We start from the raw sequence: 21,138 nt of genomic DNA, 5'->3' as shown, positions 1-21,138 counted from the left end.
GGGACTCGTGGAGAGCCCGTTGCCCGGAGACGGGCACGGCGGGTTCGGAAGGCGGTCCGGGAAAACGGACTGGTCGAAAGGCCAGCACCGCGTCTCGGGCCGACCTTACCGGCCGACCCGGCACCAGCAGATCGCTCTGACAGCGATGCTGGACGATCATCGGGCGTTGTACAACGCCGCGCTGGAGGAACGCCGCCAAGCGTGGCAGCGCTCAAGAGTTTCGATCCGGTACGGCGATCAGTCCGCCCAGTTGAAGGAGATCCGGGAGGCTGATCCCGAGGGCCAGGGCCGCTGGTCGTTCACCAGCCAGCAGCAGACCCTGCGGCGGCTGAACAAGGCGTTTGAGGCGTTCTTCCGCCGCATCAGGGCCGGTCAGACACCTGGCTATCCCCGGTTCAAGGGCAGGGGCTGGTTCGACACCGTCACCCTGGTCGAGGGCGACGGCGCGAGATGGGACTCCCAGCCGCACCACCCGGCCGCGACCTACCTGCGCGTGCAGGGTGTCGGGCATCTGCGGGTGCATCAGCACCGGCCGATCGCCGGGCGCATCAAGCAGATCGAGATCAAACGGGAGGGCTCGCGCTGGTATGTGATCTGCTCGTGCGATGACGTGCCTGCTGTGCCGTTGCCTGTGACCGGCCGGGAGGTCGGGGTGGACATGGGCGTGGCGCACTTCGCGACCGTGAGCGAGCCGGTCGACGGCGTCACCGACGAGGGCGGGCATATCGCCAACCCGCGCTACCTCAAGACCGTGGAGGAGGAGTTGGCCGCCGCGCAGCGGGCCTACGCCCGCACCAGACGCGGCAGCACCCGCAGGAAGAGGGCCGCCAAGAAGATCGGGCAGATCCACCGCAAGGTGGCCCGGCAGCGGACCGACCACGCGCACAAGACCGCACTTGGCCTGGTCCGCGCGGCCGACGTGATCGCGGTCGAGGACCTGCGCATCGCGAACATGACCAAGAGCCCCGCGGCGAAGCCCGACCCGGAGCAGGCGGGCCGATTCCTGCCCAACGGGTCAGCGGCGAAGGCTGGGCTGAACAAGAGCATCCTGGACGCGGGTTGGGGGGTGTTCCTCGCGATCCTCACGAACAAGGCTGAAAGCGCCGGTCGGGACGTGATCACGGTGAATCCCCGCAACACCTCCCGCACCTGCCCCGAATGCGGGCACGTGTCAGGGGAGAATCGCACCACCCAGGCCGGCTTCGTCTGCCTCACGTGCGGGTACGCCGCCAACGCGGACGTGGTCGGGGCGAGCAACATCAAGAGGGCCGGGCTGGTCCTCCGCGACGCCCGCGCGGCGCAGCGAGAAGCCACCCCGCTTATGGGGTGGAGGAGTCACGAAGAGCCGCAGCCATTCGTGGAGCGGCTCGGCGGTCAGCAGGGTCTGGCCGCTCGTGCACAGCTGGGCGACCTCGTCGGCGTAGACGGCGACCAGCAGGTCCGTGCGGGTGGGGAAATGCCGGTACATGGTGGCGTTCCCGACCCCGGCGCGGCGGGCCACGTCGTCTAGCGGCGCGTCGGTACCGCGTTCGGTGAAGACCTGCGCGGCCGCGGCACGCACACGGCCTCAGGCCGCCGGTACGAGGTGCGCAGCATGGACATGATCCGCGTACGGGACGGCAGGATCGTCGAGCACTGGGCTATGAGGGACGCGGTGGCCATGCGCCACCAGCTCGGACTGGATCAGTAGTGCCGGTGCACCAACCGCAGGCCCGTCTCCACCAGGGCCCAGCCCAGGCGTGTCTCAAAGGCGCGGACCACCGAGCCGGACGGCGGCCGGGCCAGGCGGCGCCGCTCCGCTGCGGCTCGCGACCGGTGTGCCCGGGTTCGCCGCTCCGCTTCGGCGCGAAGCTCACGGGCTCGTGCTCGCTCGACATACAGGTATAAGTCTGGATACATCGCAATCTCCTTATGCGCGGAACGGGAAGCCGTACGTGTGCACGGCGACGTTCTCGCGTCCCTCGGTGTCACCCGACTCGCGAGCGGCCCGCCCATGCGCCTGCCACTTCCTGATGATCTCGTTGAGCTCGTCGTCCAACTGGGCCAGCTCCCCGGCCGTCAGCGAGAGCAGGTGTTCCGAGCTGAAGGCCGCGCTGCGCCAATCGCCGGGCCAGGCGTGCTGGGCGTCGAGATAGCTCTCGTACATCTCGCCCCGCTGGCGGGCGTTCATGCGTGACACCGCGGAGTGGACGGCGGCACTCTCGGGAGCGTCGCGGAAGTCCTCATCCCGGGTGTTGATGCCGGCGTCCGCGGACCGCCACCAGCGCTCCCGCGCGTCGCCGCCCGCCTCCGCCTCCTCGATGAGGCCGTGCGTGGCCAGCTTGCGCAGGTGGTAGCTGACCAGCGAGACGGCCTCGTCCACCTGGTCGGCGAGCTGGGAGGCGGTCGCCGTGCCCGCCACCTTGAGGGCTCGGTAGAGCTTCATGCGCAGCGGGTGGGCCAACGCCTTGAGCGTGTCGAGGTCCTTGATGCGGCGGATCTTCTCGGTGGCCATGAATACACCGTAGAAGCGAAAGGAAAATTGCGCAATAAAATTTGCGGATCAGCGGAAGCGCCAGCGCGTCTGGCTGAACTCGCCCTTGCGGAAGCCCAGCACCTTCGACGGCGCCACCTCGAACACCAGGGCCTCCCCGTCCGCGACGTTCACGAACACGCCGTCGCCGACCTCGAAGTGCCACTCCGGCCCGTACTTGGCCTCCCAGGCGTCGGCCAGCCGCTTGAGCCTGCCGGGGTCCGTGACCCGCTCGGCGACGCCCTCCACCACCAGATCCAGCCCGCCACTCATCGAGCTGACGCCGGTGGTGAGGGCGCAGTTGCGGTTGGATTCGAGGTTCCTGGCCTTCTGCTCCTCCGCTCCCGTCGTGAAGTGGAGCGCGCCGTCCTGCCATACGGCCATCAGCGTCGTGACGTGCGGGCGGCCGTCGGCGCGCACGGTGCTCAGCCAGTACGTCTCCGCGCGTTCGAGCTGGTCGCGGGCCTCGGGCCAGGGCGTGGGCGTGGCGTTCTCGGCGCTGAAGCGCGCGTCCAGCTCAGCGGTGGGTTCCATGGTCGCTCCTTCCGTACGGCTCTCGCCCGTACGGACTTCCCCGGAGGCGGAAACTCATCGCCGGACCAGGGAACGCCTGGCTACCGCACCGGCAGGTCGTAGACGCGGCGTACGCTGCTGCCCAGCTTGGCCACATCCGCCCCGTACACGTGAATCGACACCCCCACCTCGCCGCTGGTGTTGCGGACCTTGTGGATGTCGCCGGGCGGCGCGAACCCGCTGACCTCGCCCGGCCCGTTGGCGGTCCGCCCGATCTCCAGCAGATGGTCGCCCATGTCGCGGTAGAGGGTCTCGTACTCGATGCCGCTGATGATGCCGAACGTGCACCACGACACGTGGTCGTGGATCGGCGTCTCCTGGCCGGGGCGCCACACGACGCTCACGATGGAGAAGTCGTGCTGGCTGTAGAGGGGGCGGGAGACGTACCCGTCGGGCGAGCCCTCGCGTTCGCGTGGCGTGAGGATGTCGAGCCCGGGAAGCCGGACCCGGAGCAGGTCGGCGACGGCGAACGCGGTCTCGCCGAGCCCGAGCCGGCGGGCCACGATTTCCGAGATGCCGGACACGAGCGCATCCAGCCCCGGCCTGACGGCGGTGAAGGCCGTATCCATAGTGTCCCCCTAGGGAAAGTCGCCAATCTTCCTTCCCCTTACACGGTGCTACACCTCAACCGATAGGTCCAACAGAACTTCTCTGCACAACCCATAGATACGATTGATAAATGCTTGATGTCGTGCGCCTTCGCGTTCTCGTCGCGGTCGCCCGCACGGGTTCGCTGACCGCCGCCGCCAAGGAGCTCCACTACTCGCAGCCCTCGGTCAGCCACCACCTGGCCCGGCTGGAGGCGGAGACCGGGGCCCGGCTCGTCCAGCGTGTCGGGCGCGGCATCAGGCTCACGGAGGCGGGCCGGCTGCTCGCGGAGCGGGCCGCGGAGATCATCGGCCGGCTCGACGCCACCGCCGAGGAGCTCGCCGCGCACGTGGGGCTGCGTGAGGGGCGGGTCCGGCTGGCCGCCTTCCCCTCGGCGCTGGGCACGTTCGTCCCGAGGGCGGCCGGGCTGCTGTCCGCCGCGCACCCGGGGCTGCGCCTGCAGCTCACCGAGATCGAGCCGCCGGAGGCGCTCAGGCTGCTGCGGTCCGGGCGGGTGGACGTGGCCGTCATCTTCCGGTACGACGACACCGCGCCCGAGGACAACGGCATCCGCATGATCCACCTCTTCGACGACCCCAGTTACCTGGTGTCCAGCGGCCCGGCGGGCGAGCTGGCCGACCACGCGGAGTCGGCCTGGATCGCGGGCTGCGACCGGTGCAGGAGCCATTTGCTGGACATCTGCGAGAAGGCGGGGTTCGTGCCGCGGATCTCGTTCACCAGCGACGACATCGTGGCCGTCCAGGCTCTGGTGGCGGCCGGTCTGGGGCTGACCATGCTGCCCGGGCTCGCGCTGCAGGCCCACCGCCACCCGGACGTGCAGGTGGCGGAGGTGCCCGGCTCGACCAGGCACGTGTACGCCGCGGTCTACGGCGAGCCGCCCCACCCGCCGGCCACGGAGGCGTTGCTGACGGCCCTGCGAGAAAGCCTTTGACGCCGCTCCTACGATGGCCTCATGCCGGACATCTCGACACTCGCCCTCTTCTGCGCGGCCACCCTCGGGCTGCTCGTGGTCCCCGGACCGGCGGTCCTCTACATCGTCACCCGGAGCGTCTCCCAGGGCCGCGGCGCGGGCCTGATCTCCGTGCTCGGGGTGCACACGGGATCGCTGATCCACATCGCCGCCGCGGCGCTGGGCATCAGCGCGCTGCTGGCGGCCTCGGCCACGGCGTTCACCATCGTGAAGTACGTGGGCGTGGCGTACCTGCTCTGGCTCGGCGTACGCAAGCTGATGCGACGGGACGAAAGCGAGGAACCGGTCGAGTTGCCGGTGCAGTCGAAGCGGCGGCTGTTCTGGGAAGGGTTCGTGGTGAACGTGCTCAATCCCAAGACCGCCATCTTCTTCCTGGCGTTCCTGCCCCAGTTCACCGACCCGGACGCGGGGCCGGTCGGCCCGCAGATCCTGCTGCTCGGTGTGCTGTGGCTGGCGCTCGGGATGGCCTCCGACGGCGCGTACGCGATGCTCTCGTCGGCGCTGGCCGGCCGGGTACGCAGGTCGGCCCGCGCGCGCCGGCGCCTCGACGTGGGGAGCGGGCTCGTCTACCTCGGGCTGGCGGCCTGGCTCACGACTGAGAAGGCATGACAAGCCGGGAAATTTCCCCGCCATAGTGCGATAGTGAGATCAGATCGAGGGGACGGCACGTCGGGACGTAGCTAAGAGGCGGACCCCATGGACACGCCACAGCACCGCCTCGGGCTCGAACGGGTCGTCGAGGTCTACTCCGGTCACGACGACCTCGTCGGCGCGACCGGCTCCGGATATGCGATCGGCGCCGATCTGGTGCTGACCTCCGGGCTGGCGGCGCCGCCCGGCACCCCATGTCACGTGCGTACGCCGGGGTCGGGGCGGTGGGCCGAGGCCGAGCCGGTGTGGCGAGGGCGCGGCGGGGCGGGCGCGGTGCTGCTGCGCGTGGCCGGTTCGCCATGGGCCGGCGTTCCCGGCATCGAACACGTCCGCTGGGCCAGAGTGGCGGACCCCTCAATCCCTCAGGACGGCGGGCCAGGGCAGGAACTGCGCGGTGCGCGTTTCAGGGTGCGCTGCGTGGCCCGCGGGTTTCCGCGAGCGGAGCGGCGGACCGGGGCCCGGGGCGCGGAGACGGTGTCCGGCCTGGTCGACGCCCCCACGAGCGCGGTGTCGAAGGTTCTGCCGGTCAGCGTCCTGAGCCCGGGATCCGACGCGCTCTGGCCGGGCCTGTCGGGCGCCGCCCTGCTCGCCGAGCCGGCCGGGCAGCTCATCGGCGTGATCGCGGCCGGATACGCCAGGAACCACCTGGATGTCGTGCCCGTGACCGCGCTGCTGGGCGACGAACGCTTCCGCGAGCTGGCGGGCGTGGCGCCCGGCCGGCTGGAGACCGTGGCGGAGGACGAGCCCTCGGCGATGCTCGCCGACCTCCTGATCCCCGCCCGCGACGAACCGCCCCAGGACTGCCCGGACTGGGCACTGCTGATGGCCCGTCACGCGGTGGTGCCGTTCCTGGGAAGGGACGAGGAGCTGGCGCACCCGCGAACCTGGGCCGCCGAGCCGGCCGCCCTGTCGATCGCGATCCTGACCGGCCGGAGCGGCACGGGCAAGACGCGGCTGGCGAGCGAACTCTGCGTGGAGCTGGCCGCGGCGGGCTGGGACACGGGCTTCCTGCGCCTGGACTCGGCCGCAGGCCCGCTGGCCAGCCGGACTCTGAACGCGTCACGCCCGACCCTGCTCGTGGTGGACGGTCCTGAGTCGTCCCCGCCCTTGGTGGGCGAGCTGGTACGGCGCCTGGCCAAGCACGGGCGCAACCCCCGCGTACGACTCCTGCTGCTGGCCCGCGAGCCCGGCGAGGCGGAGTGGTGGCGGCGGCTCGACACGGCGGCCGGCGGCTGGCTGAGGCGGCTCAACACCACGGCCGTCCAGCTCAACACCCGGCCGCTCACCCTGCAGGAACGTACGGAGCACGCGCTCGCGGCCATGAAGGCGTTCGCCCCCAGCCGGGCCGCCCTGCCCGCCCCGCCCCGGCTCGACGACCCCGAGTACGGCCTCCCGCTCCACGTCCACCTGGCTGCCCTGCTGCGGCTGTGCGACGAGGGCGGACGGGCGGCCCCTTCACGCGAAACCCCTTCACGCGGGGACCCTTCACGCGGCGGCACGGAAGCGGACACGGAGCCGATGCGGCTGCAGGGTGGCGGGCTGTTCGGCCGGTTCCTGGCGCGGGAGAGCGAGCAGTGGGCGCGGGTGTGGCCGGCGGAGGAAGAGCGCGTGGACGACGTGACGGCGCGGCAGGCCGTGGCGGTGCTCACGCTCACCGCTCCCACGCCTGCCGAGCTGCCCGGGCTGCTGACGGCCGTTCCGGGGCTGCATGATCGCGGGCTCCAGGCGACCACCATGAAGGTGGCCCGCTGGCTGGGCGCGGTTTTCCAGAGCGGACCGCTCGGCCCGGATCTGGTGGTCGAGCAGCTCCTGGCCGAGACCGACGGCCTGGACGCGCTCGTTCTCGCCATCCACGACCACGAGGCTCGCACGGCCGGGCACCTCGTGCGCCTGCTGGACGTCCTGCGGCGGTCCGCCCACGGGGAGCGGGCCAGGTCGGCGCTGCGCGGGCTGATCGGGTCCAGGATCGGCGAGCTCGTCGCGGAGGCCGCGGCGAACCCCGCCACCCGGCTCGGCGACATGCTCAACGCCGCGCTGGCGCTGTTCCCCGCCGACCGGGCGCTCGCCGCGTCCGCGTCCGCCCTGCTGGCCCGTACCGGCTCGGCCGCCGAGCCGCCGGCGCGGCCGGGTGCGGCGCCGATGCGGTGGGGTGCGTCGCCGGTGCGGCGTGGCGCGGGACTGGGGTTGCGGGCGTTGGACGTCACCCTTGGCGAGCTGGCCGTGCGGCATCGCCGGGCGACCGGTGAGCGCATGGCGCTGGCGGGGGCGCTGTCCTGGCTGTCCGGCCGGCTGACGGCCGTGGGGAGGGCGGGCGAGGCGGTCGTGGCGGCGGCGGAGGCGGTGGACATCTACGGGGCCGCTGCCCCGTACGAGGCGGCGGCCGGGCGGGCGGACGCGCTGTTCAACCTGGGCGCGTGCCTGCTGCTGGCGGGCGAGCCCGGTTCCGCGCTCAAGCCGGCGCAGGAGGCGGCGGCCAGGTTCCGCATCCTTGCCGAGGACGACCCGTGGTATGCGGGGGAGGCCGCGCGGGCGCACCACAACGTCGCGTGCGCGCTGCTGGAGGTCGGGCGGCTGGACGAGGCCGTGGAGGCGTTCGAGGCGGCGGGCGGCGACGCCGGCTTCGCGGCGGACCTCGCAGCGCTCGCCGCCGCCGCGCAACGCCGAGCACACCCCGGCCCGGCCACCGCGCCGCCGCTCGGAGCGGTTAGGCGGTTGCCGACGGCCCGGTCCAGGACGGCCCACCAACCGCCGACGACCCGCTCCGGGACGACCGGCCACCCGCCGGCGGCCGGCTTCGAGACGGCTGGTCGGGCGTGGATGGGCCGGTCCGGGATGGTGGAGCAGCCGCCGGTCGCGGCCGTCCCGGGTCCTGGGCCGTTGATGCCGTTCGAGGAGACGGATGCCGCCGCGCTGCCCGAGCTGGCCGGCTGCCTCAGCGTCGCCGTCACCGCCGCCGTCAAGAACGTGGCCCCGACGAACACGGACCTGGCCCACCGGCTCCGCCTCCTGGCCGCCTGGCTGGAGGAGCACGGCAGGCCGGCCGACGCCGTGGTCCCCGTCTCGGAAGCCGTCGTACGGCTGCGCGGCCTCGCCGTCCAGGAGCCCGGCCTGCGGTTGATGCTGGCGGAAGCCGCCGGGCTGCTGGCCGGGCTCCATGCCCGGCTGGAAGACCTGGACGCAGCCGTGCGGTCCGCCGCCGAGGCCGTACGGAACCTGCGTGCCCTGGCCGCCCTGGAGCCCGACGAGCACCGCCACGCCCTGACCGGGCAGCTGCTCCGGCTGGGCGAGCTGCTGCTGATCGACGACCGGCCCGAGAAGGCGCTGGGGCCGTTGCGGGAGGCCATGAGCGTGGCGGCCGAGCCGTACGCGCCGACACAGGCCGAGCGTCACACGGTGACGCAGGCCGAGGGCAGGCGGTTGCTCGGCTTCTGCCTGGATGAGCTGGGCCGACCGGCCGACAGCCTGGCGCAGCTGGAGCTCGCCGCCGAGCGGTACGACGTGCTGGGCGCCGAGGACGGCTTCCACCTGCGGCACGCGTCCGAGGCGCGGGCGCGGGCGGGCAGGCTGGCGAGGAGGGCCGAGCACGCCGGTGGGCGGCCGTGGCTGCTGGCGCTGGTCACCGAGCGGCCGGAGGAGGCCGTGGCCGGGGCGGAACGGCAGCTGGCGGAGTGCCGGCAGGCCGCCGAGAGCGGTGGCACGCCGAAGATCCACGCCTACATCTCCGCGCAGGCCATGCTCGCCAGGGCCTGGACGGACGTGGGACGGCCCGGGGACGGGCTCGTGCTCGCGAGGCAGGCAGCCGAGCTGCTGCGGCGCCATCCCGTACCGGACCCGCCGCGGCAGCCGTCCGCGGGTCCTGAGCGGCCGCACGCGATCGCCGTGGGGATGGTGGCGGCGGCGCTCGGCCGGGCACTGGTGTGCCTTGGACGTCACAAGGAGGCCATCCCCCACCTGCGCGCCGCCATCGAGTCCTACGAGCCGCGGGCCGGGACGAGCGTCGTGTTCCGTACGGAGCTGGCCGAGCTGCTGATCCTGGAGATCGCCGCGCTCTCCGACGCCGCCTGCCCTGCCGACGCGGAGGAGGCGGCCGACCGGCTGGTCGAGCTCTACACCGGGCTGGTGTCGGAAGGACTCGCGTCCCGGCAGGCCCTCGCCGGGGCACTGCGGCTCCAGGGCGGCATCAGCTTGACCAGGCAGAACGTCGAGGGCGCCCGCCGATCGGTCACCCGAGCCCTCGAGGAGTCCGAGGCGGCAAGCCCGCTGCTCACCGCCACCTGCCTGGAGCTCGACGGGCTGTGCCTGGCCGAGCTGCAGGACCCCGCCGCGGCCAGGTCGAAGCTGGCCGAGGGCATCGCGTCGATGCCGGACCCGCCGCCTCCTGACCTCGTCGACGTGCACCTCCTCGCCCTCGCCCGGCTGGCCGGGCTGCGGGTGGAGGAGGAAGGACCCGCCGCCGGAGTCACCCTGTACCGGCAGCTGCTCGACATCCGGCCACTGCCGGGGACGGATGCGCTCAGAACCCTCGCCGAGGAGATCGCCGCCTACCCGGGCGACCTGGCCGAGCTGCTGCCCGCGCTGGCGACGTTCGCGGAAGCTCTGGAACGGGAGGTGCCGCTGAGCGGCGGCGGCGCCGAGGTGCATGACCTGTACGGGCGGTCTCTGATGCGGGTGCCGGGCGCCGAGCCGGCCGTCCGGGTGTACCGGGGGCTGGCCGCGTTCTCCGGCGACTACCGAGGACGGCTCGGCCTGGCGCTGGCCGCGCTCGCCCGGCAAGGGGATGCCGATCTCGATGTCATGGAGCAGGCCATCCAGCTCCTCTCCGCCCAGCCGGGCAGGGAGCTGGCAGAGACCCTCAACCTCTATGCCGTCAAGCTGCTCGAACAGGGCCGTCCCGTCGAGGCCCTGGCGCACTCCGAGCGGGCCGCCGACCTCTGTGACGAACTGGACGACCCGGCTGTCGCCGCCGTCACGTACGCGCAGCTCGGCGCCGGCCTGGCCATGCTCGACCGCACTCAGGCCGCGCTGGAGGCGATCACCTGGTCGCTCGCCGAGCTGGACCGGGCCGCGGAGGCCGGCCGGGAGCCGCCCGGCGTGCGGGCGCAGGCGCTCCAGGTGCGGGGGCAGGTGCTGCGGGCATCCGGCAGGGAGCAGGAGGCGCTGGCACATCTCGTGGAGGCCCTGCGGCTCCACACCGACCCGGCCAGGAAGCGGGCGACCGCCGCACAGATCGCCGACGTCCTCCTGGCGGCGGCCAAGCCGGAGGAGGCCGCCGAGTACGCCAGGATCGCCGTCACCGGGCACGAGCCGGGCACGGTCAAGCACGCGCTGGCCACCCAGCGGCTCGTCAGGTGCCTCATGATGCTCGGCGAGCTCACCGAGGCCAACGCGCTCGTCGAGGACCTGATCCCGCTGGCCAGGAGGTCGCCGGACGACCTCACGTACCGGGCCGTCCTCGCCGACTCCCTCGCGCAGAGCTCCGAGCTGCTGCCCCTGCTCGGCCTGGACGGCGGCATGGAGGCCGAGTCCAGGGCCAGGGAGGCCATCGCGATCTACGACGAGCTGCTGACCACGGGCATGGACGCGCAGGCCCTGCACACCAGCCGCGCGGGCGCCTGCCTCACGCTGGCCTCAGCGCTCAGGATGCGGAACCTGGCCGCCGACGCGATCCAGCCGCTGCGGGAGGCGGTCGCGGCGCTGGAGAGGTTCGGGCCGGTGGAGCGGCGAGCCGGGCCGGAGAGAGCGAGGGCGTCCAGCCCGATGCCAGCGGAGGCCCGAGGGAGCGCGACCATCGACACGGAGCGGCGGTTCGGCGCCGGGAGCCGGGCGGGCCAGGAGACGGGTCCGGGAAGCCCGATCCAGCGCGAGCTGCTGTCCAGGGCGATGCTCATGCTGGGCGACGCGCTCATGGAGGCGGGCCGGGCGCTGGAGGCCGGGCTCGTCTTCCACCGGGCCGCGCAGGTGACGCGGGACGAGCTGCCCAGGGCCGTGGCACACGCCCGGCTCGGCTTCTGCCAGCAGGAGCTGGGCAGGGACGACGCCGCCGACGCCGCGCTGCGGTTCTCGGCCGGGCTGCTCCGTGGCCTGATCCTCCAGGACGGCGTCGCCGACCTGCTGCGAGACGTGCTGCGGGGCAGGCTGAAGCTGCTGGAGAGGGCGGGCAAGGGCGATGAGCTGGCGGCGATCGAGGACGAACTACGCCGCCTCACCGCCTGACGAGCCGCCGCCAGGCATCAGCCAGCCGCCGCACCGCCTGACGAGCCGCCCCGGGCATCAGCCGGCCGTCTCCGGGCGTCAATCAGGCGTCTGCGCCTGCACCGTCTCGCGAGCCCACCGGTAGTCCGCCTTGCCCGCCGGCGAGCGCACCATTTGCGCCACGAACGCGTACGAACGAGGCACCTTGTACCCCGACAGCAGCGTCCTGCAGTGCGCGTCCAGCTCCTCGGCCGTGACCTCGACGCCCGGCCGCGGCTCCACCACGGCGGCCACCCTGCTCCCCCACCGCTCGTCGGGCACCCCGGTCACCACGGCGTCGAACACGGCCTGATGCCCCTTGAGCACCGCCTCGACCTCTTCGGGGAACACCTTCTCCCCGCCGGTGTTGATGCACTGCGAGCCCCGGCCGAACACGTTCACGGTCCCGTCGGTGTCCACGGTCGCCAGGTCACCGGTCAGCAGCCACCTGGTCCCCTCCTCGTCGGTGACGAACGTGCGGGCCGTCTTCCCGGGGTCGTTGTAGTAGCCGAACGCCACCCGCCCGGCCCTGGCCACGGTCCCCATCTGCCCGGAGCCAGGCTCGACGGGCCGGCCCTTCTCGTCGAGCACGGCCAGCTTGACCACGGAGTTCGGCTGGTAGCGCAGGCCCTTCTCCGGCGAGGAGCCGGCCACGCCCGACGCGGTGTAGCCAGACTCGGTGGAGCCGAAGTTGTCCAGGATCATGACGTTCGGAAGCAACTCCTGGAGCCGGTCGCGTACGGCGCCGGACAGGATGGCGCCGGTCGAGCTGATCACGAACAGCGATGAGACGTCGTGGGAGCCCTCGGCCAGCGCCTCGGCCATCGGCCTGGCCATGGCGTCGCCGGTGACGTTCATGGTGTTCACGCGCTCGCGCTCGACCGTCCGCCACACCTCGGCGGCGTCGAACTTGCGGAGGTACACGAGGGTCGCGCCCATCCACCAGCCGATGAACGTGGTCATCTGGGCGGCGCCGTGCATCAGCGGCGCGACGGGCATCATGACCGTGGGACCTGACGCGAGCGCCGCGTCGATCACCTCCTGCGGCGTGGCGCGCGGCTCGCCGTACGGGTTGCCGCCGCCGAAGCCCATGAACAGGTCCTCGACGTGCCACATCGCGCCCTTGGGCAGTCCCGTGGTGCCGCCGGTGTAGATGATGTAGACGTCCTGGCCCGAGCGGAGCGGGAAGCCACGTTCCGGCTTGCCGCGTTCCAGCGCCGTCTCGTACGGCACCGCCGTGCCGATCGACGACGGCCCGCCCACCGAGACGAGGTGCTCCAGCAGCGGCGCCTGGCCGGCCACGGCGGCCACCCGCGCGTCGAACTCCACGTCGTAGAGCAGCGCCCGGATGTCGGAGTCCCGGTAGAGGTAGAGCAGCTCGGCCTCGACGTAGCGGTAGTTGACGTTGATCGGCACGGCCCTGATCTTCAGGGCGGCCAGCAGGCCCGCGACGTATTCGATGCCGTTGTAGAGGTGCAGCCCGACGTGCTGGCCCGGCTGGATGCCCAGGTCCATGAGGTAGTGGGCGAGCCGGTTGGCCTCGGCTTCCAGCTCGGCGTAGGTGCGCCGGTCCGAGCCGCAGACGGCGGCCGTCCTGTCCCCGATCACGTCGGCGAGCCCTTCGAACAGGTCAGCGTGGTTGAACTCCATCAGGGTCTCTCCCGTCCGACGATCCACATCGCGAAGAACTGGGCTCCCCCGCCGTACGCGTGGCCGAGCGCCGTGCGGGCGCCGTCCACCTGGTGCTCGCCCGCCATGCCGCGCACCTGCAGCGCGGCCTCGGCGAACCTGATCAGTCCCGACGCCCCGATCGGGTTGCTCGACAGCACCCCGCCCGAGGCGTTCCACGGGATGTCACCGTCGAGCGCCGTCGCGCCCGACTCGGTGAGCTTCCATCCCTCCCCTTCCGCCGCGAAACCCAGGTTCTCCAGCCACATCGGCTCGTACCAGGAGAACGGCACGTACGTCTCGGCGACGTCGATCTGCCGCCGCGGGTCGGCGATGCCCGCCTGGCGGTAGACGTCGGCCGCGCAGTCCTTGCCCCCCTGCGGGCTGACCGTGTCGCGCCCGGCGCGGAAGATCGGCTCGGAGCGCATGGCCGTCCCGTGCACCCAGGCCGGGGTGCCGGTGACCTTGGACTCGGACGACAGGATCATCGCGCAGGCGCCGTCGCTGGACGGGCAGGTCTCCAGGTAGCGGATCGGCTCCCACAACATGGGCGTGGACTCGACCATCTTCTGGTCGATGCCGGGGATCTTGAGGTGCGCGTACGGGTTCTTGAGGGCGTTCAGCCGATCCTTGACCGCCACCAGCGCCCCGATGTGTTCGGGCGCGCCCGACCTGCGCATGTATTCGCGGATGTGCGGCGCGAAGTAGCCGCCCGCGCCCACCACCAGTGACGCGCTGAACGGCAGGTGCGTGGAGAGCGCCCAGGTCGCGTTGGACTCCGACTGCTTCTCGAACGCCACCACCAGCACCCGGTCGTGCACGCCGCCCTGGATGAGGCTGGCTCCGACCAGCGCCGTCGAGCCGCCGACACTGCCCGCCGTGTGCACGCGCATCATCGGCTTGCCCGCCGCGCCGAGGGCGTCCGCCAGGTACGCCTCCGGCATCATCACGCCCTCGAACAGGTCGGGCGCCTTGCCGATGACCACGGCGTCGATGTCCTTGAACGACAGCCCGGCGTCCTCCAGCGCCCGCAGCGCCGCCTCGCGGACCAGCCCGGCGATCGACACGTCCCTGCGCTTGGTCGTGTAGTGCGTCTGCCCGACCCCGATGACCGCACAGCGATTTCCCATGTCAGGCCTCCAGGACGGTGACGAGGTTGTGCTGCAGGCAGGGGCCGCCGGCGGCGTGCCCGACGGTGCGGCTCGCGTCGCCGTCGAGGATGCGCCGCGCGGCCTCGCCGATGCGGATGAGGCCCGTGGCCATGACCGGGTTGGCGGCCAGCGGGCCGCCGGACGGGTTGATCACCGTGTCGCCGGACAACTCCAGCGCGCGACGCAGGATGATCTCCTCGTGCGGGAACTGGGCGTGCAGCTCGGCCACCTCGACGGGAGCCTTGCCGACTCCCGCGGCTCGTGCGGCATCGGCCGCGGAGGCCGACAAGGCAAGATCACGCATACCCAGGTAGTGGGGCTCTATGCGATGCGCGATGCCCCTGATGTAGGCGGGATTCCGGCACAGCTGCCTGGCCAGCTCACCTGCCGCGAGCACGATCGCGGCGGTCCCGTCCGTGATGGGCGGCACGTCGGTCTTCTTCAGCGGCTGCACCGCGAAGCCGTCCGAGTCTTCCGGGTCGGGCAGATCGAGCGCGTACGGGTTGCTCCTCCCGTCCGCCCGGCTCCTGCGGACGATCTCGTCGAGCTCCTTCCTGTCCGCGCCGACCGCGCCGGCCTGGAGCGCGGCGTAGGAGAGCAGGTCGAGACCGAGCGGCGCCAGGTAGTACGGGTCGAGCTGGATCGTCATGATCGTGTTCAGGTCGCCGAGCGACGACTTGCCGAAGCCGTAGACGAGGGCCGAGTCGATGTCGCCGTGCTGGAGACGCACCCACGCCTCGTACAGGGCCCAGGCGCCGTCCATCTCCACGTGGCTCTCGGAGATGGGCGGCCAGGCGGCCAGCGCGTCGAGGGCCGACACGAACGAGAAGGGCGCGCCCGCGAGGTAGTCGCAGCTGCCCGAGCAGGTGAAGCCGAACCTCTTCAGCCCCGTGCGCTCCTTGACCTCGTCGATAATCGGCTGGATCAGCTCCGGCTCGGTCAGCCCGGTGTCGTGGCCGGTGTGCCGGGTCTGGGCGAACGCGACGATCGCGACAGCTCTCATGACAGCTCCACATCGGGCTCGCCGGTGGGGGCGAACCAGCGGATGTTCGCCATGGACGCCGTGCGCTCGCTCTCCGGGACCCAGACCGCCCTGACCCGCATGCCCTGGCGCACCTCGTGAGCGGGTACGTCCCCGACGAGCGCGATCATGGGGATGTCGGCGTGGTCGAGCAGTATGTACGCCGACACGAACGGCACCTGCGGGGCCCGCGGATCCGGCAGGTTGTTGATGGCGAATGTGGTGATCGTGCCGGTGTCGGGGAGTTCGAGCGTTTCCGGGATGCCGTTTCCGCATTCGGGGCAGGACAGGCGGTAAGGCACATACACCTTGTCGCAGCTCTCGCACCGGCCGCCGAGGAAGACGCCGCGCTCGACGCCCTCCAGGAAGACGCGTAGCGCGCCGCCCGCCTGGAGGCGGTATTCGGAGCGCACGTTGGACACGATCTTCGTGACCTCGGGGACGAAATGGGAAATGTCGGTGATGTGGCCGGTGGGGCGCTCGCTCCACGCCGGCCAGACGCGCGTGCCGGCGGCCAGCGCCTTGGGGTTGCCCGCGTCCACGGCGTGCACCAGCGCCGTGTCCGCCCCATCCAGCTTGATCAGGGCCCAGGCGAAGGGGCGGTCGAGCGGGTGGCTCTCGAGCGGCTCCGCCACCCACGCCCAGGTGGTGACCGTGCCCGCCGGGCCGACCTCGACGTACTCGCCGGTCACCGGCTCGCCCGTCGCGGGGTCGTACTCCAGGGGCGGCACGAGTACCTTGCCCTCTTTCGTCCGCACGCCCACGATGCGCCGGCCGCGTAATTCACTCAGGAACCGGCCGATCACGGGACCTGTCGTACGCGTGTAGCCGCCGGGAAATTCCAGGACGTGCTGGGCGACGAGCGGATCAGATGGCACGGTCGTGTCCCTCCCAGTACGGGGCGCGGAGCTTACGTTTGAGCAGCTTTCCGTTGGGCTCTCGGGGCATCTCGGCGATGAAGTCGAAGCTCCTGGGCCACTTCATCCTGGCCAGGCGGCCCTCCAGCGACGCGAGCAACTCGCGGGCCAGCTCGGGGCCGGGCTCGACCCCCGGCGCGGGCTCGACCACGGCCTTGATCTGCTCGCCCCACTCCTCGTCCGGGATGCCGAACACGGCCACGTCCGCCACCTTCGGGTGGACCATGAGCTCGTTCTCGATCTCGGCCGGGTAGATGTTCGCCCCGCCGGAGATGATCAGGTCGGCCTTGCGGTCGCAGAGGTAGAGGAAGCCGTCCTCGTCCAGGTATCCGATGTCTCCTACGGTGAAGTAGTCCTTGAGGCGGTTCGCGGCGGTCTTGTCGGGGTCGCCCTTGTACTCGAACGAGGCGCCCATCATCTTCATGTAAATCGTCCCGGCGGTGCCGGCCGGTACAGACTCACCCTGCTCGTCCACGATGAGCAGCTCGCTGATGGGCCACGCCTTGCCGACCGTGCCCGGATGCGACTTCCAGTCCTCGGGCGTGGCCAGGGTGCCGCCGCCCTCGGTGGCCGCGTAGTACTCGTACACGCAGTCGCCCCACCACTCGAACATCGCCCATTTGACCGGGATCGGGCAGGGGGCGGCGGCGTGGATCATCCACTTGAGCGAGGACAGGTCGTACTTGGCGCGGGTCTGCTCCGGGAGCGCGAGCAGCCGCTTGAAGTGGGTCGGGACCAGGTGGGAGTTCGTGACGCGGTAGCGCTCGCAGACCCGGAGCATCTCCTCGGCGTCCCACTTGTCCATGTAGACGAGCGTGTGCCCCATGTGGAGGGCGGTACCGCCGAACTGGGTCACCGCGGTGTGGTAGTTCGGGGAGGTGATCAGGTGGGCGTTGGGGCGGCCCTGGGTGATGCCGAACAGTCCGAGCAGGAATGTCATGAGCTCTGCGGAGTCGTCCGGATCCAGGCCGTTCAGCCGGCGTCTGACGCCTTTCGGCTTGCCGGTCGTGCCTGAGGTGTAGTGCATGGTGACGCCCGCGGTACGGCCTTCCGGGGCGGTGTCAGGCTGCCCATCGGTGAGTTCGCTCGCCTGGCGGAAGCCGTCGGCCTTCTCGCCGAGGATGAAACGGCGGTGCGGCTCGATGGCCTCCGCTCCTCTGGCGGCCTCCTCGAGGTAGCGCGGGTGCACGAAGAAGGCCTTGGCCTCGCTGTCGGACACGATATACGCGATCTCGGGGCCGGCGAGATGCCAGTTGACCGGGGTGTAGTACCAGCCGGCCTGCATGGCGGCCAGGTAGAGCACGAGCCCGTCCACGCCGTTCGGGACCAGGCCGCAGATGCCGTCCCCCGGCTGGAGACCGAGCGCGCGCAGCCCGTGCACGAGGCGGTTGGCGCGGGCGAGCAGGTCGCCCGCGCGATGCTCCGTGCCGTCGGGGTCCACGGCCGCGATCCACTCGGGATCCGCCTGCGCGAGCCTCCAGAAACCGAGCGTGCCCATCTGAACTCCTTGGAGTTGCGGCGCGAGCAAAACAGGAACCTGTTCTCGTTTGCTGCTGGGAGCGTATCCTGGGGCCGAAGTTCGTAGCAAGCGCTTGATTAGACACTTCGGAGGCGTACGTGGAGCTCCTGCCGATCAGCACTCCCCACTGCCGGATCGAACGCGACGGCCACATCCTGATCGTCACCATGAACCGGCCGGAGGCCCGCAACGCGCTCTCCTCGGACATGCTGATCGGCCTGGCCTCGGCGTGGCAGTACGCGTCGGCGGAGCCCGGGATCCGGGTGGCGATCCTGACGGGCGCGGAGGGCACGTTCTGCTCGGGGGCCGACCTCAAGGCCATGGGGCAGCCGTCGACGGATCCGGAGGTACAGGCCAGAGCCGCACAGATACCCAACTTCCACTGGAAGGGACTGCTGAGGGAGGACCTGCCCACCAAGCCGATCATCAGCGCGGTGGAGGGCTACGCGGTGGCCGGGGGCACGGAGCTGCTGGTGGGGACGGACCTGCGGGTGGTGGCGGAGTCGGCCACGCTGGGGCTGTTCGAGGCCAAGCGCGCACTCTTCCCCATGGGCGGCAGCGCCGTACGACTCCCCCGGCAGATCCCGTACTGCCATGCCATGGACCTCCTCCTCACCGGCCGCCCGATCACGGCGGCGGAGGCGCTGTCCATGGGGCTGGTCAACCGGGTGGTCCCCGACGGCCAGGCGCTGGCCTCCGCCCTGGAGCTGGCAGCGGACGTCGCCGCCTCGGGCCCGCTCGCGGTGCAGGCGATCCTGCGCACGTACCGGGACACGCTGGGCATGCCGGAGCCGGAGGCACTGAAGGTGTCGGACGAGATCGGCTGGCCGGTGATCGGCTCGGAGGACGCCAAGGAGGGCACCAGGGCCTTCCGCGAGAAGCGCCCGCCGACCTACCAGGCGCGCTGAAGAGCTCGTCGCAAGGCATCGTCGGCTCCCACGCGTCGACCATGCCGAAATGCGTGGAGAGGCCGGCGAAGCGCGATACCCGGCCTCTGCGCATGGACCTGAACGTCAGTCCCCGGTGAGGCGCTCGAGCCGTTCCAGGGCCTCGCCGTACTCCTCCACCAGGCCGAACACCACGTCCTTCGTCGACCGGACCTGGTTGGTGATCCCGATGATCTGCCCGGCAGGGAAGGTGGCCAGCTCGGCGACCTCGGAGCGGCCGATGCGGCGCAGGGCGTCCGACACCAGCATGAACTGCAGCGGCATCGGCAGCGTCCCGGGCGACTCCTCCGACTCCCACGCGTCCGTCCACTCGTTCTTGAGCAGCCGCGCGGGCTTGCCCGTCCAGCTCCGCGAACGCACGGTGTCCCTGGACGTGGCCTCCAGGATGCGGCGCTTGGCCATCTCCGGGGTGTCGGCCTCCTCCACGGTCAACCAGATCGAGCCGGTCCAGACCCCTTCGGCGCCCAGGGCCATCCCCGCCGCCATCTGGCGGCCGTTGCCGATGCCGCCGGCGGCCAGGACGGGCACGTCCACGGCGTCCACCACCTGAGGGATCAGCACCATGGTGGAGATCTCGCCCGTGTGGCCGCCGGCCTCCGTGCCCTGGGCGACCACCACGTCCACCCCGACCTCCACCTGCTTGAGCGCGTGCCGGGGGGTGGAGGCCAGGGCGGCCACCTTGACCCCGTGCGTGTGGGCGAGGTCGACCACGTCCGCGGGCGGCGGGCCCAGCGCGTTGGCCAGCAGGGCGATGGGGTGGCGGAGGGCCACCTCCACCTGCGGCCGGGCCGTCGCGTCCGTCCAGCCGAGCAGCACCTTGCCGGGGTCGGCGTCCGCGGACAGCGGCGGGACCCCGTGCTTGCCCAGGAGGTTCTCGACGAACGCCCGGTGGCCGTCGGGGATCATCGACTTGAGGCGCCCCACCAGCTCCTCGGGCGCGAAGTCGGCGCCCTCGTAGGAGGCGGGCATGACCACGTCCACGCCGTACGGCTTGCCGTCCACGTGGTCGTCGATCCACTTGAGCTCCGTCTCGAGCTCCTCAGGCGTGAAGTAGAGCGCTCCGAGCACTCCCATGCCGCCCGCGCGGCTGACGGCGGCGACCACGTCCCTGCAGTGGCTGAACGCGAAGATCGGGAACTCGATTCCGAACATGTCCGTGACACGTGTCCGCATGGCCCCGACAATACGTCCGGCGGACAGCGAACTGCAACGTGTTCTAGACTAGAACCTTTCGTCTGGTACCGGTGAGTAACCTTGTATGATAACGCGTTCTAGTTGGGCTGCCTCACGGCCTGAAAAAGGGGCCCGCATATCGCGGGCCCCGTAATGGTGATTACTCGCCCTGGGTGCGGCGGCGGCCGAGGACGGCGCCGGTCAGCACCAGCGCGGCGCCCACGATGAGCAGGACCAGCGGGATGATGTTACGCAGCAGGTTCATCTGGCTCTTGCCCTCCTGCGCCTTCTTGACCAGGTCGTTCACGGTCTGCTCGGTCATCTTCGCGGTGCCGATGAAGGCCGGCGAGCGCTCGACCCCGTCCTGGGTCTTCAGCACCTCGTGGCGCTGCACCTCCTGCTTGACCGGGGAGCCGGTGGCCGGCTCGATCCAGAACGTGGTCTTGCCGTCGTACCAGCGGTCGACCTGCACGTCCCCGGTGGTGCCGGTCATGCCGAGCACGTTGGCGGGCGCGCTGCGGGTCTGGGTCTTGGTCGGCGGGACGGTCTGCTCGAAGACGTAGACGGGCAGGCCGTTGACGTTGTCCTCGCGCACGAAGGCGGCGTCGAACGCCTTGCCCGCCGTGGCGTTGAACACCTTGTACGTCTTCTTCTCCACGTCGAAGGGGAACTTGTAGATCTGCCCCTCCAGCGTGACCGGCGTCTTGCCGATGCTGGTCCCGCAGCAGTTGAGGCCCACTCCGGTGTAGCGGTCGAAGGCGCTGCGGCGCTCGGAGAGGTCGATCTGCGGCCGGCTGTTCGTCACGTCGTTGACGACCGTGGCCTCGTCCCAGACCACCCGCTGCGAGTTGGCCTCCTTCACGTCCCCGCGGGTGGTGACGAAGATCTGGAGGTCGCCGGTGAGGACCTTCAGGTCCTGGAGCGAGAAGTACCGAGCACCCTTCGCCTCCAGCCGCGCGATGCCGAACTGGTCCGCGGGAGCAGCGATGATCTGGCCGGCCGCCCAGAATTTCAGCAGCGGCGCCAGCGCAATGAAGAAAGCCCCGAACCCGATGAGGACGAGCGTGGAGATACGACCCATCGAGGCCTCCGGATTTGTAGAACGTGTTGTCGTCTAGCGCGATCGTCGAGCAACAAAGTATGACAGTGGGTGATGCGCGTCACTGGCGGCCATACCACCGCAATCAAATCGATAG

The 21,138-nt window shown here is 71.3% G+C and carries 17 protein-coding genes and 1 pseudogene; 6 read left to right on the top strand and 12 right to left on the bottom strand.

Translation table 11 applies throughout. The features are described from left to right. The coding region (locus ABN273_RS03675) for an RNA-guided endonuclease InsQ/TnpB family protein (RefSeq protein ID WP_349447157.1) at nucleotides 1–1,510 on the top strand (1,510 nt) is incomplete at its 5' end. Here the strand turns inward: ABN273_RS03675 and ABN273_RS03670 are convergent. Beyond that, a pseudogene (locus tag ABN273_RS03670) lies at nucleotides 1,484–1,561 on the bottom strand (hypothetical protein); the annotation flags it as partial. The gene ABN273_RS03675 and the pseudogene ABN273_RS03670 sit on opposite strands and share 27 nt — an antisense overlap. Between ABN273_RS03670 and ABN273_RS59370 the strand changes: the two are divergent. Continuing rightward, entirely contained in the window at nucleotides 1,541–1,690 is a 150-nt protein-coding gene (locus ABN273_RS59370; protein ID WP_502910929.1) for an ester cyclase, read from the top strand. The pseudogene ABN273_RS03670 and the gene ABN273_RS59370 sit on opposite strands and share 21 nt — an antisense overlap. On the opposite strand, the gene ABN273_RS03660 is transcribed toward ABN273_RS59370, so the two are convergent. From ABN273_RS03660 to ABN273_RS03645, 4 genes are all read right to left on the bottom strand, one after another. Then, complete coding sequence (locus ABN273_RS03660; protein WP_349447155.1) at nucleotides 1,684–1,899, bottom strand: hypothetical protein; 216 nt, start codon at nucleotides 1,897–1,899, stop codon at nucleotides 1,684–1,686. The two genes, ABN273_RS59370 and ABN273_RS03660, sit on opposite strands and share 7 nt — an antisense overlap. Nucleotides 1,900–1,909: 10 nt before the next feature. Further along, nucleotides 1,910–2,494 (bottom strand): winged helix-turn-helix domain-containing protein, encoded by a 585-nt coding sequence (locus tag ABN273_RS03655; RefSeq protein ID WP_349447154.1) that lies wholly within the window; start codon nucleotides 2,492–2,494, stop codon nucleotides 1,910–1,912. 48 nt (nucleotides 2,495–2,542) lie between these two features. Beyond that, the gene (locus tag ABN273_RS03650; protein ID WP_349447153.1) at nucleotides 2,543–3,046 is read right to left on the bottom strand and encodes a pyridoxamine 5'-phosphate oxidase family protein; all 504 of its coding nucleotides are present in this window, start codon (nucleotides 3,044–3,046) and stop codon (nucleotides 2,543–2,545) included. 80 nt (nucleotides 3,047–3,126) lie between these two features. After that, on the bottom strand, nucleotides 3,127–3,654 hold the full coding sequence (locus ABN273_RS03645) for a cysteine dioxygenase family protein (protein WP_349447152.1): 528 nt from the start codon (nucleotides 3,652–3,654) through the stop codon (nucleotides 3,127–3,129). A 110-nt stretch (nucleotides 3,655–3,764) separates the two neighbouring features. Here ABN273_RS03645 and ABN273_RS03640 point away from each other — a divergent pair, with 110 nt between their 5' ends. The 3 genes from ABN273_RS03640 (at nucleotide 3,765) to ABN273_RS03630 (ending at nucleotide 11,528) form a co-directional block, all read left to right on the top strand. Next, complete coding sequence (locus tag ABN273_RS03640) at nucleotides 3,765–4,625, top strand: LysR family transcriptional regulator (RefSeq protein ID WP_349447151.1); 861 nt, start codon at nucleotides 3,765–3,767, stop codon at nucleotides 4,623–4,625. 21 nt (nucleotides 4,626–4,646) lie between these two features. Further along, nucleotides 4,647–5,273 carry a LysE family translocator gene (locus ABN273_RS03635; protein ID WP_349447150.1) on the top strand — a complete coding sequence of 209 codons (627 nt, stop codon included), beginning with the start codon at nucleotides 4,647–4,649 and terminating at the stop codon, nucleotides 5,271–5,273. 87 nt (nucleotides 5,274–5,360) lie between these two features. Continuing rightward, the gene (locus tag ABN273_RS03630) at nucleotides 5,361–11,528 is read left to right on the top strand and encodes a tetratricopeptide repeat protein (protein ID WP_349447149.1); all 6,168 of its coding nucleotides are present in this window, start codon (nucleotides 5,361–5,363) and stop codon (nucleotides 11,526–11,528) included. A 78-nt stretch (nucleotides 11,529–11,606) separates the two neighbouring features. Here the strand turns inward: ABN273_RS03630 and ABN273_RS03625 are convergent, their stop codons facing one another. From ABN273_RS03625 to ABN273_RS03605, 5 genes are read right to left on the bottom strand one after another with little or no spacing between them, the layout of a single operon-like run. Beyond that, on the bottom strand, nucleotides 11,607–13,196 hold the full coding sequence (locus tag ABN273_RS03625; RefSeq protein WP_349447148.1) for an acyl-CoA synthetase: 1,590 nt from the start codon (nucleotides 13,194–13,196) through the stop codon (nucleotides 11,607–11,609). Next, on the bottom strand, nucleotides 13,196–14,344 hold the full coding sequence (locus ABN273_RS03620; protein ID WP_349447147.1) for a thiolase family protein: 1,149 nt from the start codon (nucleotides 14,342–14,344) through the stop codon (nucleotides 13,196–13,198). Before ABN273_RS03620 ends, ABN273_RS03625 begins: the two co-directional genes overlap by 1 nt. Before the next feature lies 1 nt (nucleotide 14,345). Next, entirely contained in the window at nucleotides 14,346–15,368 is a 1,023-nt protein-coding gene (locus tag ABN273_RS03615; RefSeq protein WP_349447146.1) for a thiolase family protein, read from the bottom strand. Next, nucleotides 15,365–16,264 carry a Zn-ribbon domain-containing OB-fold protein gene (locus tag ABN273_RS03610; RefSeq protein WP_349447145.1) on the bottom strand — a complete coding sequence of 300 codons (900 nt, stop codon included), beginning with the start codon at nucleotides 16,262–16,264 and terminating at the stop codon, nucleotides 15,365–15,367. Before ABN273_RS03610 ends, ABN273_RS03615 begins: the two co-directional genes overlap by 4 nt. Then, nucleotides 16,254–17,801, bottom strand: a complete 1,548-nt coding sequence (locus ABN273_RS03605) for an acyl-CoA synthetase (RefSeq protein ID WP_349447144.1) — start codon at nucleotides 17,799–17,801, stop codon at nucleotides 16,254–16,256. The genes ABN273_RS03610 and ABN273_RS03605 overlap by 11 nt, the downstream gene beginning before the upstream one ends. A 119-nt stretch (nucleotides 17,802–17,920) precedes the next feature. Between ABN273_RS03605 and ABN273_RS03600 the strand changes: the two genes are divergently transcribed. Then, a complete protein-coding gene (locus ABN273_RS03600) occupies nucleotides 17,921–18,730 on the top strand; it encodes a crotonase/enoyl-CoA hydratase family protein (protein WP_349447143.1) in 810 nt (269 codons plus the stop codon). 105 nt (nucleotides 18,731–18,835) lie between these two features. Here the strand turns inward: ABN273_RS03600 and ABN273_RS03595 are convergent, their stop codons facing one another. Both ABN273_RS03595 and pgfA read right to left on the bottom strand, forming a co-directional pair. Next, entirely contained in the window at nucleotides 18,836–19,942 is a 1,107-nt protein-coding gene (locus ABN273_RS03595) for an NAD(P)H-dependent flavin oxidoreductase (RefSeq protein ID WP_349447142.1), read from the bottom strand. Nucleotides 19,943–20,102: 160 nt separating this feature from the next. After that, nucleotides 20,103–21,023, bottom strand: coding sequence for a cell envelope lipid trafficking protein PgfA (gene pgfA, locus ABN273_RS03590; protein WP_349447141.1), 921 nt, complete (start codon nucleotides 21,021–21,023; stop codon nucleotides 20,103–20,105). Nucleotides 21,024–21,138: the final 115 nt, after the last annotated feature.

The organism is Nonomuraea sp. B19D2, from assembly GCF_040137845.1.
Taxonomy (GTDB): domain Bacteria; phylum Actinomycetota; class Actinomycetes; order Streptosporangiales; family Streptosporangiaceae; genus Nonomuraea.
Note: the sequence above shows the minus strand (reverse complement) of the source record. Positions and strands in the feature narration are given on the sequence as shown.

Coding starts and splice junctions, on each gene's coding strand:
- ABN273_RS03615 (WP_349447146.1), bottom strand. CDS start 15,368: ATGAGAGCTGTCGCGATCGTCGCGTTCGCCCAGACCCGGCACACCGGC.
- ABN273_RS03655 (WP_349447154.1), bottom strand. CDS start 2,494: ATGGCCACCGAGAAGATCCGCCGCATCAAGGACCTCGACACGCTCAAG.
- pgfA (WP_349447141.1), bottom strand. CDS start 21,023: ATGGGTCGTATCTCCACGCTCGTCCTCATCGGGTTCGGGGCTTTCTTC.
- ABN273_RS03660 (WP_349447155.1), bottom strand. CDS start 1,899: ATGTATCCAGACTTATACCTGTATGTCGAGCGAGCACGAGCCCGTGAG.
- ABN273_RS03640 (WP_349447151.1), top strand. CDS start 3,765: ATGCTTGATGTCGTGCGCCTTCGCGTTCTCGTCGCGGTCGCCCGCACG.
- ABN273_RS03650 (WP_349447153.1), bottom strand. CDS start 3,046: ATGGAACCCACCGCTGAGCTGGACGCGCGCTTCAGCGCCGAGAACGCC.
- ABN273_RS03595 (WP_349447142.1), bottom strand. CDS start 19,942: ATGCGGACACGTGTCACGGACATGTTCGGAATCGAGTTCCCGATCTTC.
- ABN273_RS03605 (WP_349447144.1), bottom strand. CDS start 17,801: ATGGGCACGCTCGGTTTCTGGAGGCTCGCGCAGGCGGATCCCGAGTGG.
- ABN273_RS03625 (WP_349447148.1), bottom strand. CDS start 13,196: ATGGAGTTCAACCACGCTGACCTGTTCGAAGGGCTCGCCGACGTGATC.
- ABN273_RS03645 (WP_349447152.1), bottom strand. CDS start 3,654: ATGGATACGGCCTTCACCGCCGTCAGGCCGGGGCTGGATGCGCTCGTG.
- ABN273_RS03620 (WP_349447147.1), bottom strand. CDS start 14,344: ATGGGAAATCGCTGTGCGGTCATCGGGGTCGGGCAGACGCACTACACG.
- ABN273_RS03635 (WP_349447150.1), top strand. CDS start 4,647: ATGCCGGACATCTCGACACTCGCCCTCTTCTGCGCGGCCACCCTCGGG.
- ABN273_RS03630 (WP_349447149.1), top strand. CDS start 5,361: ATGGACACGCCACAGCACCGCCTCGGGCTCGAACGGGTCGTCGAGGTC.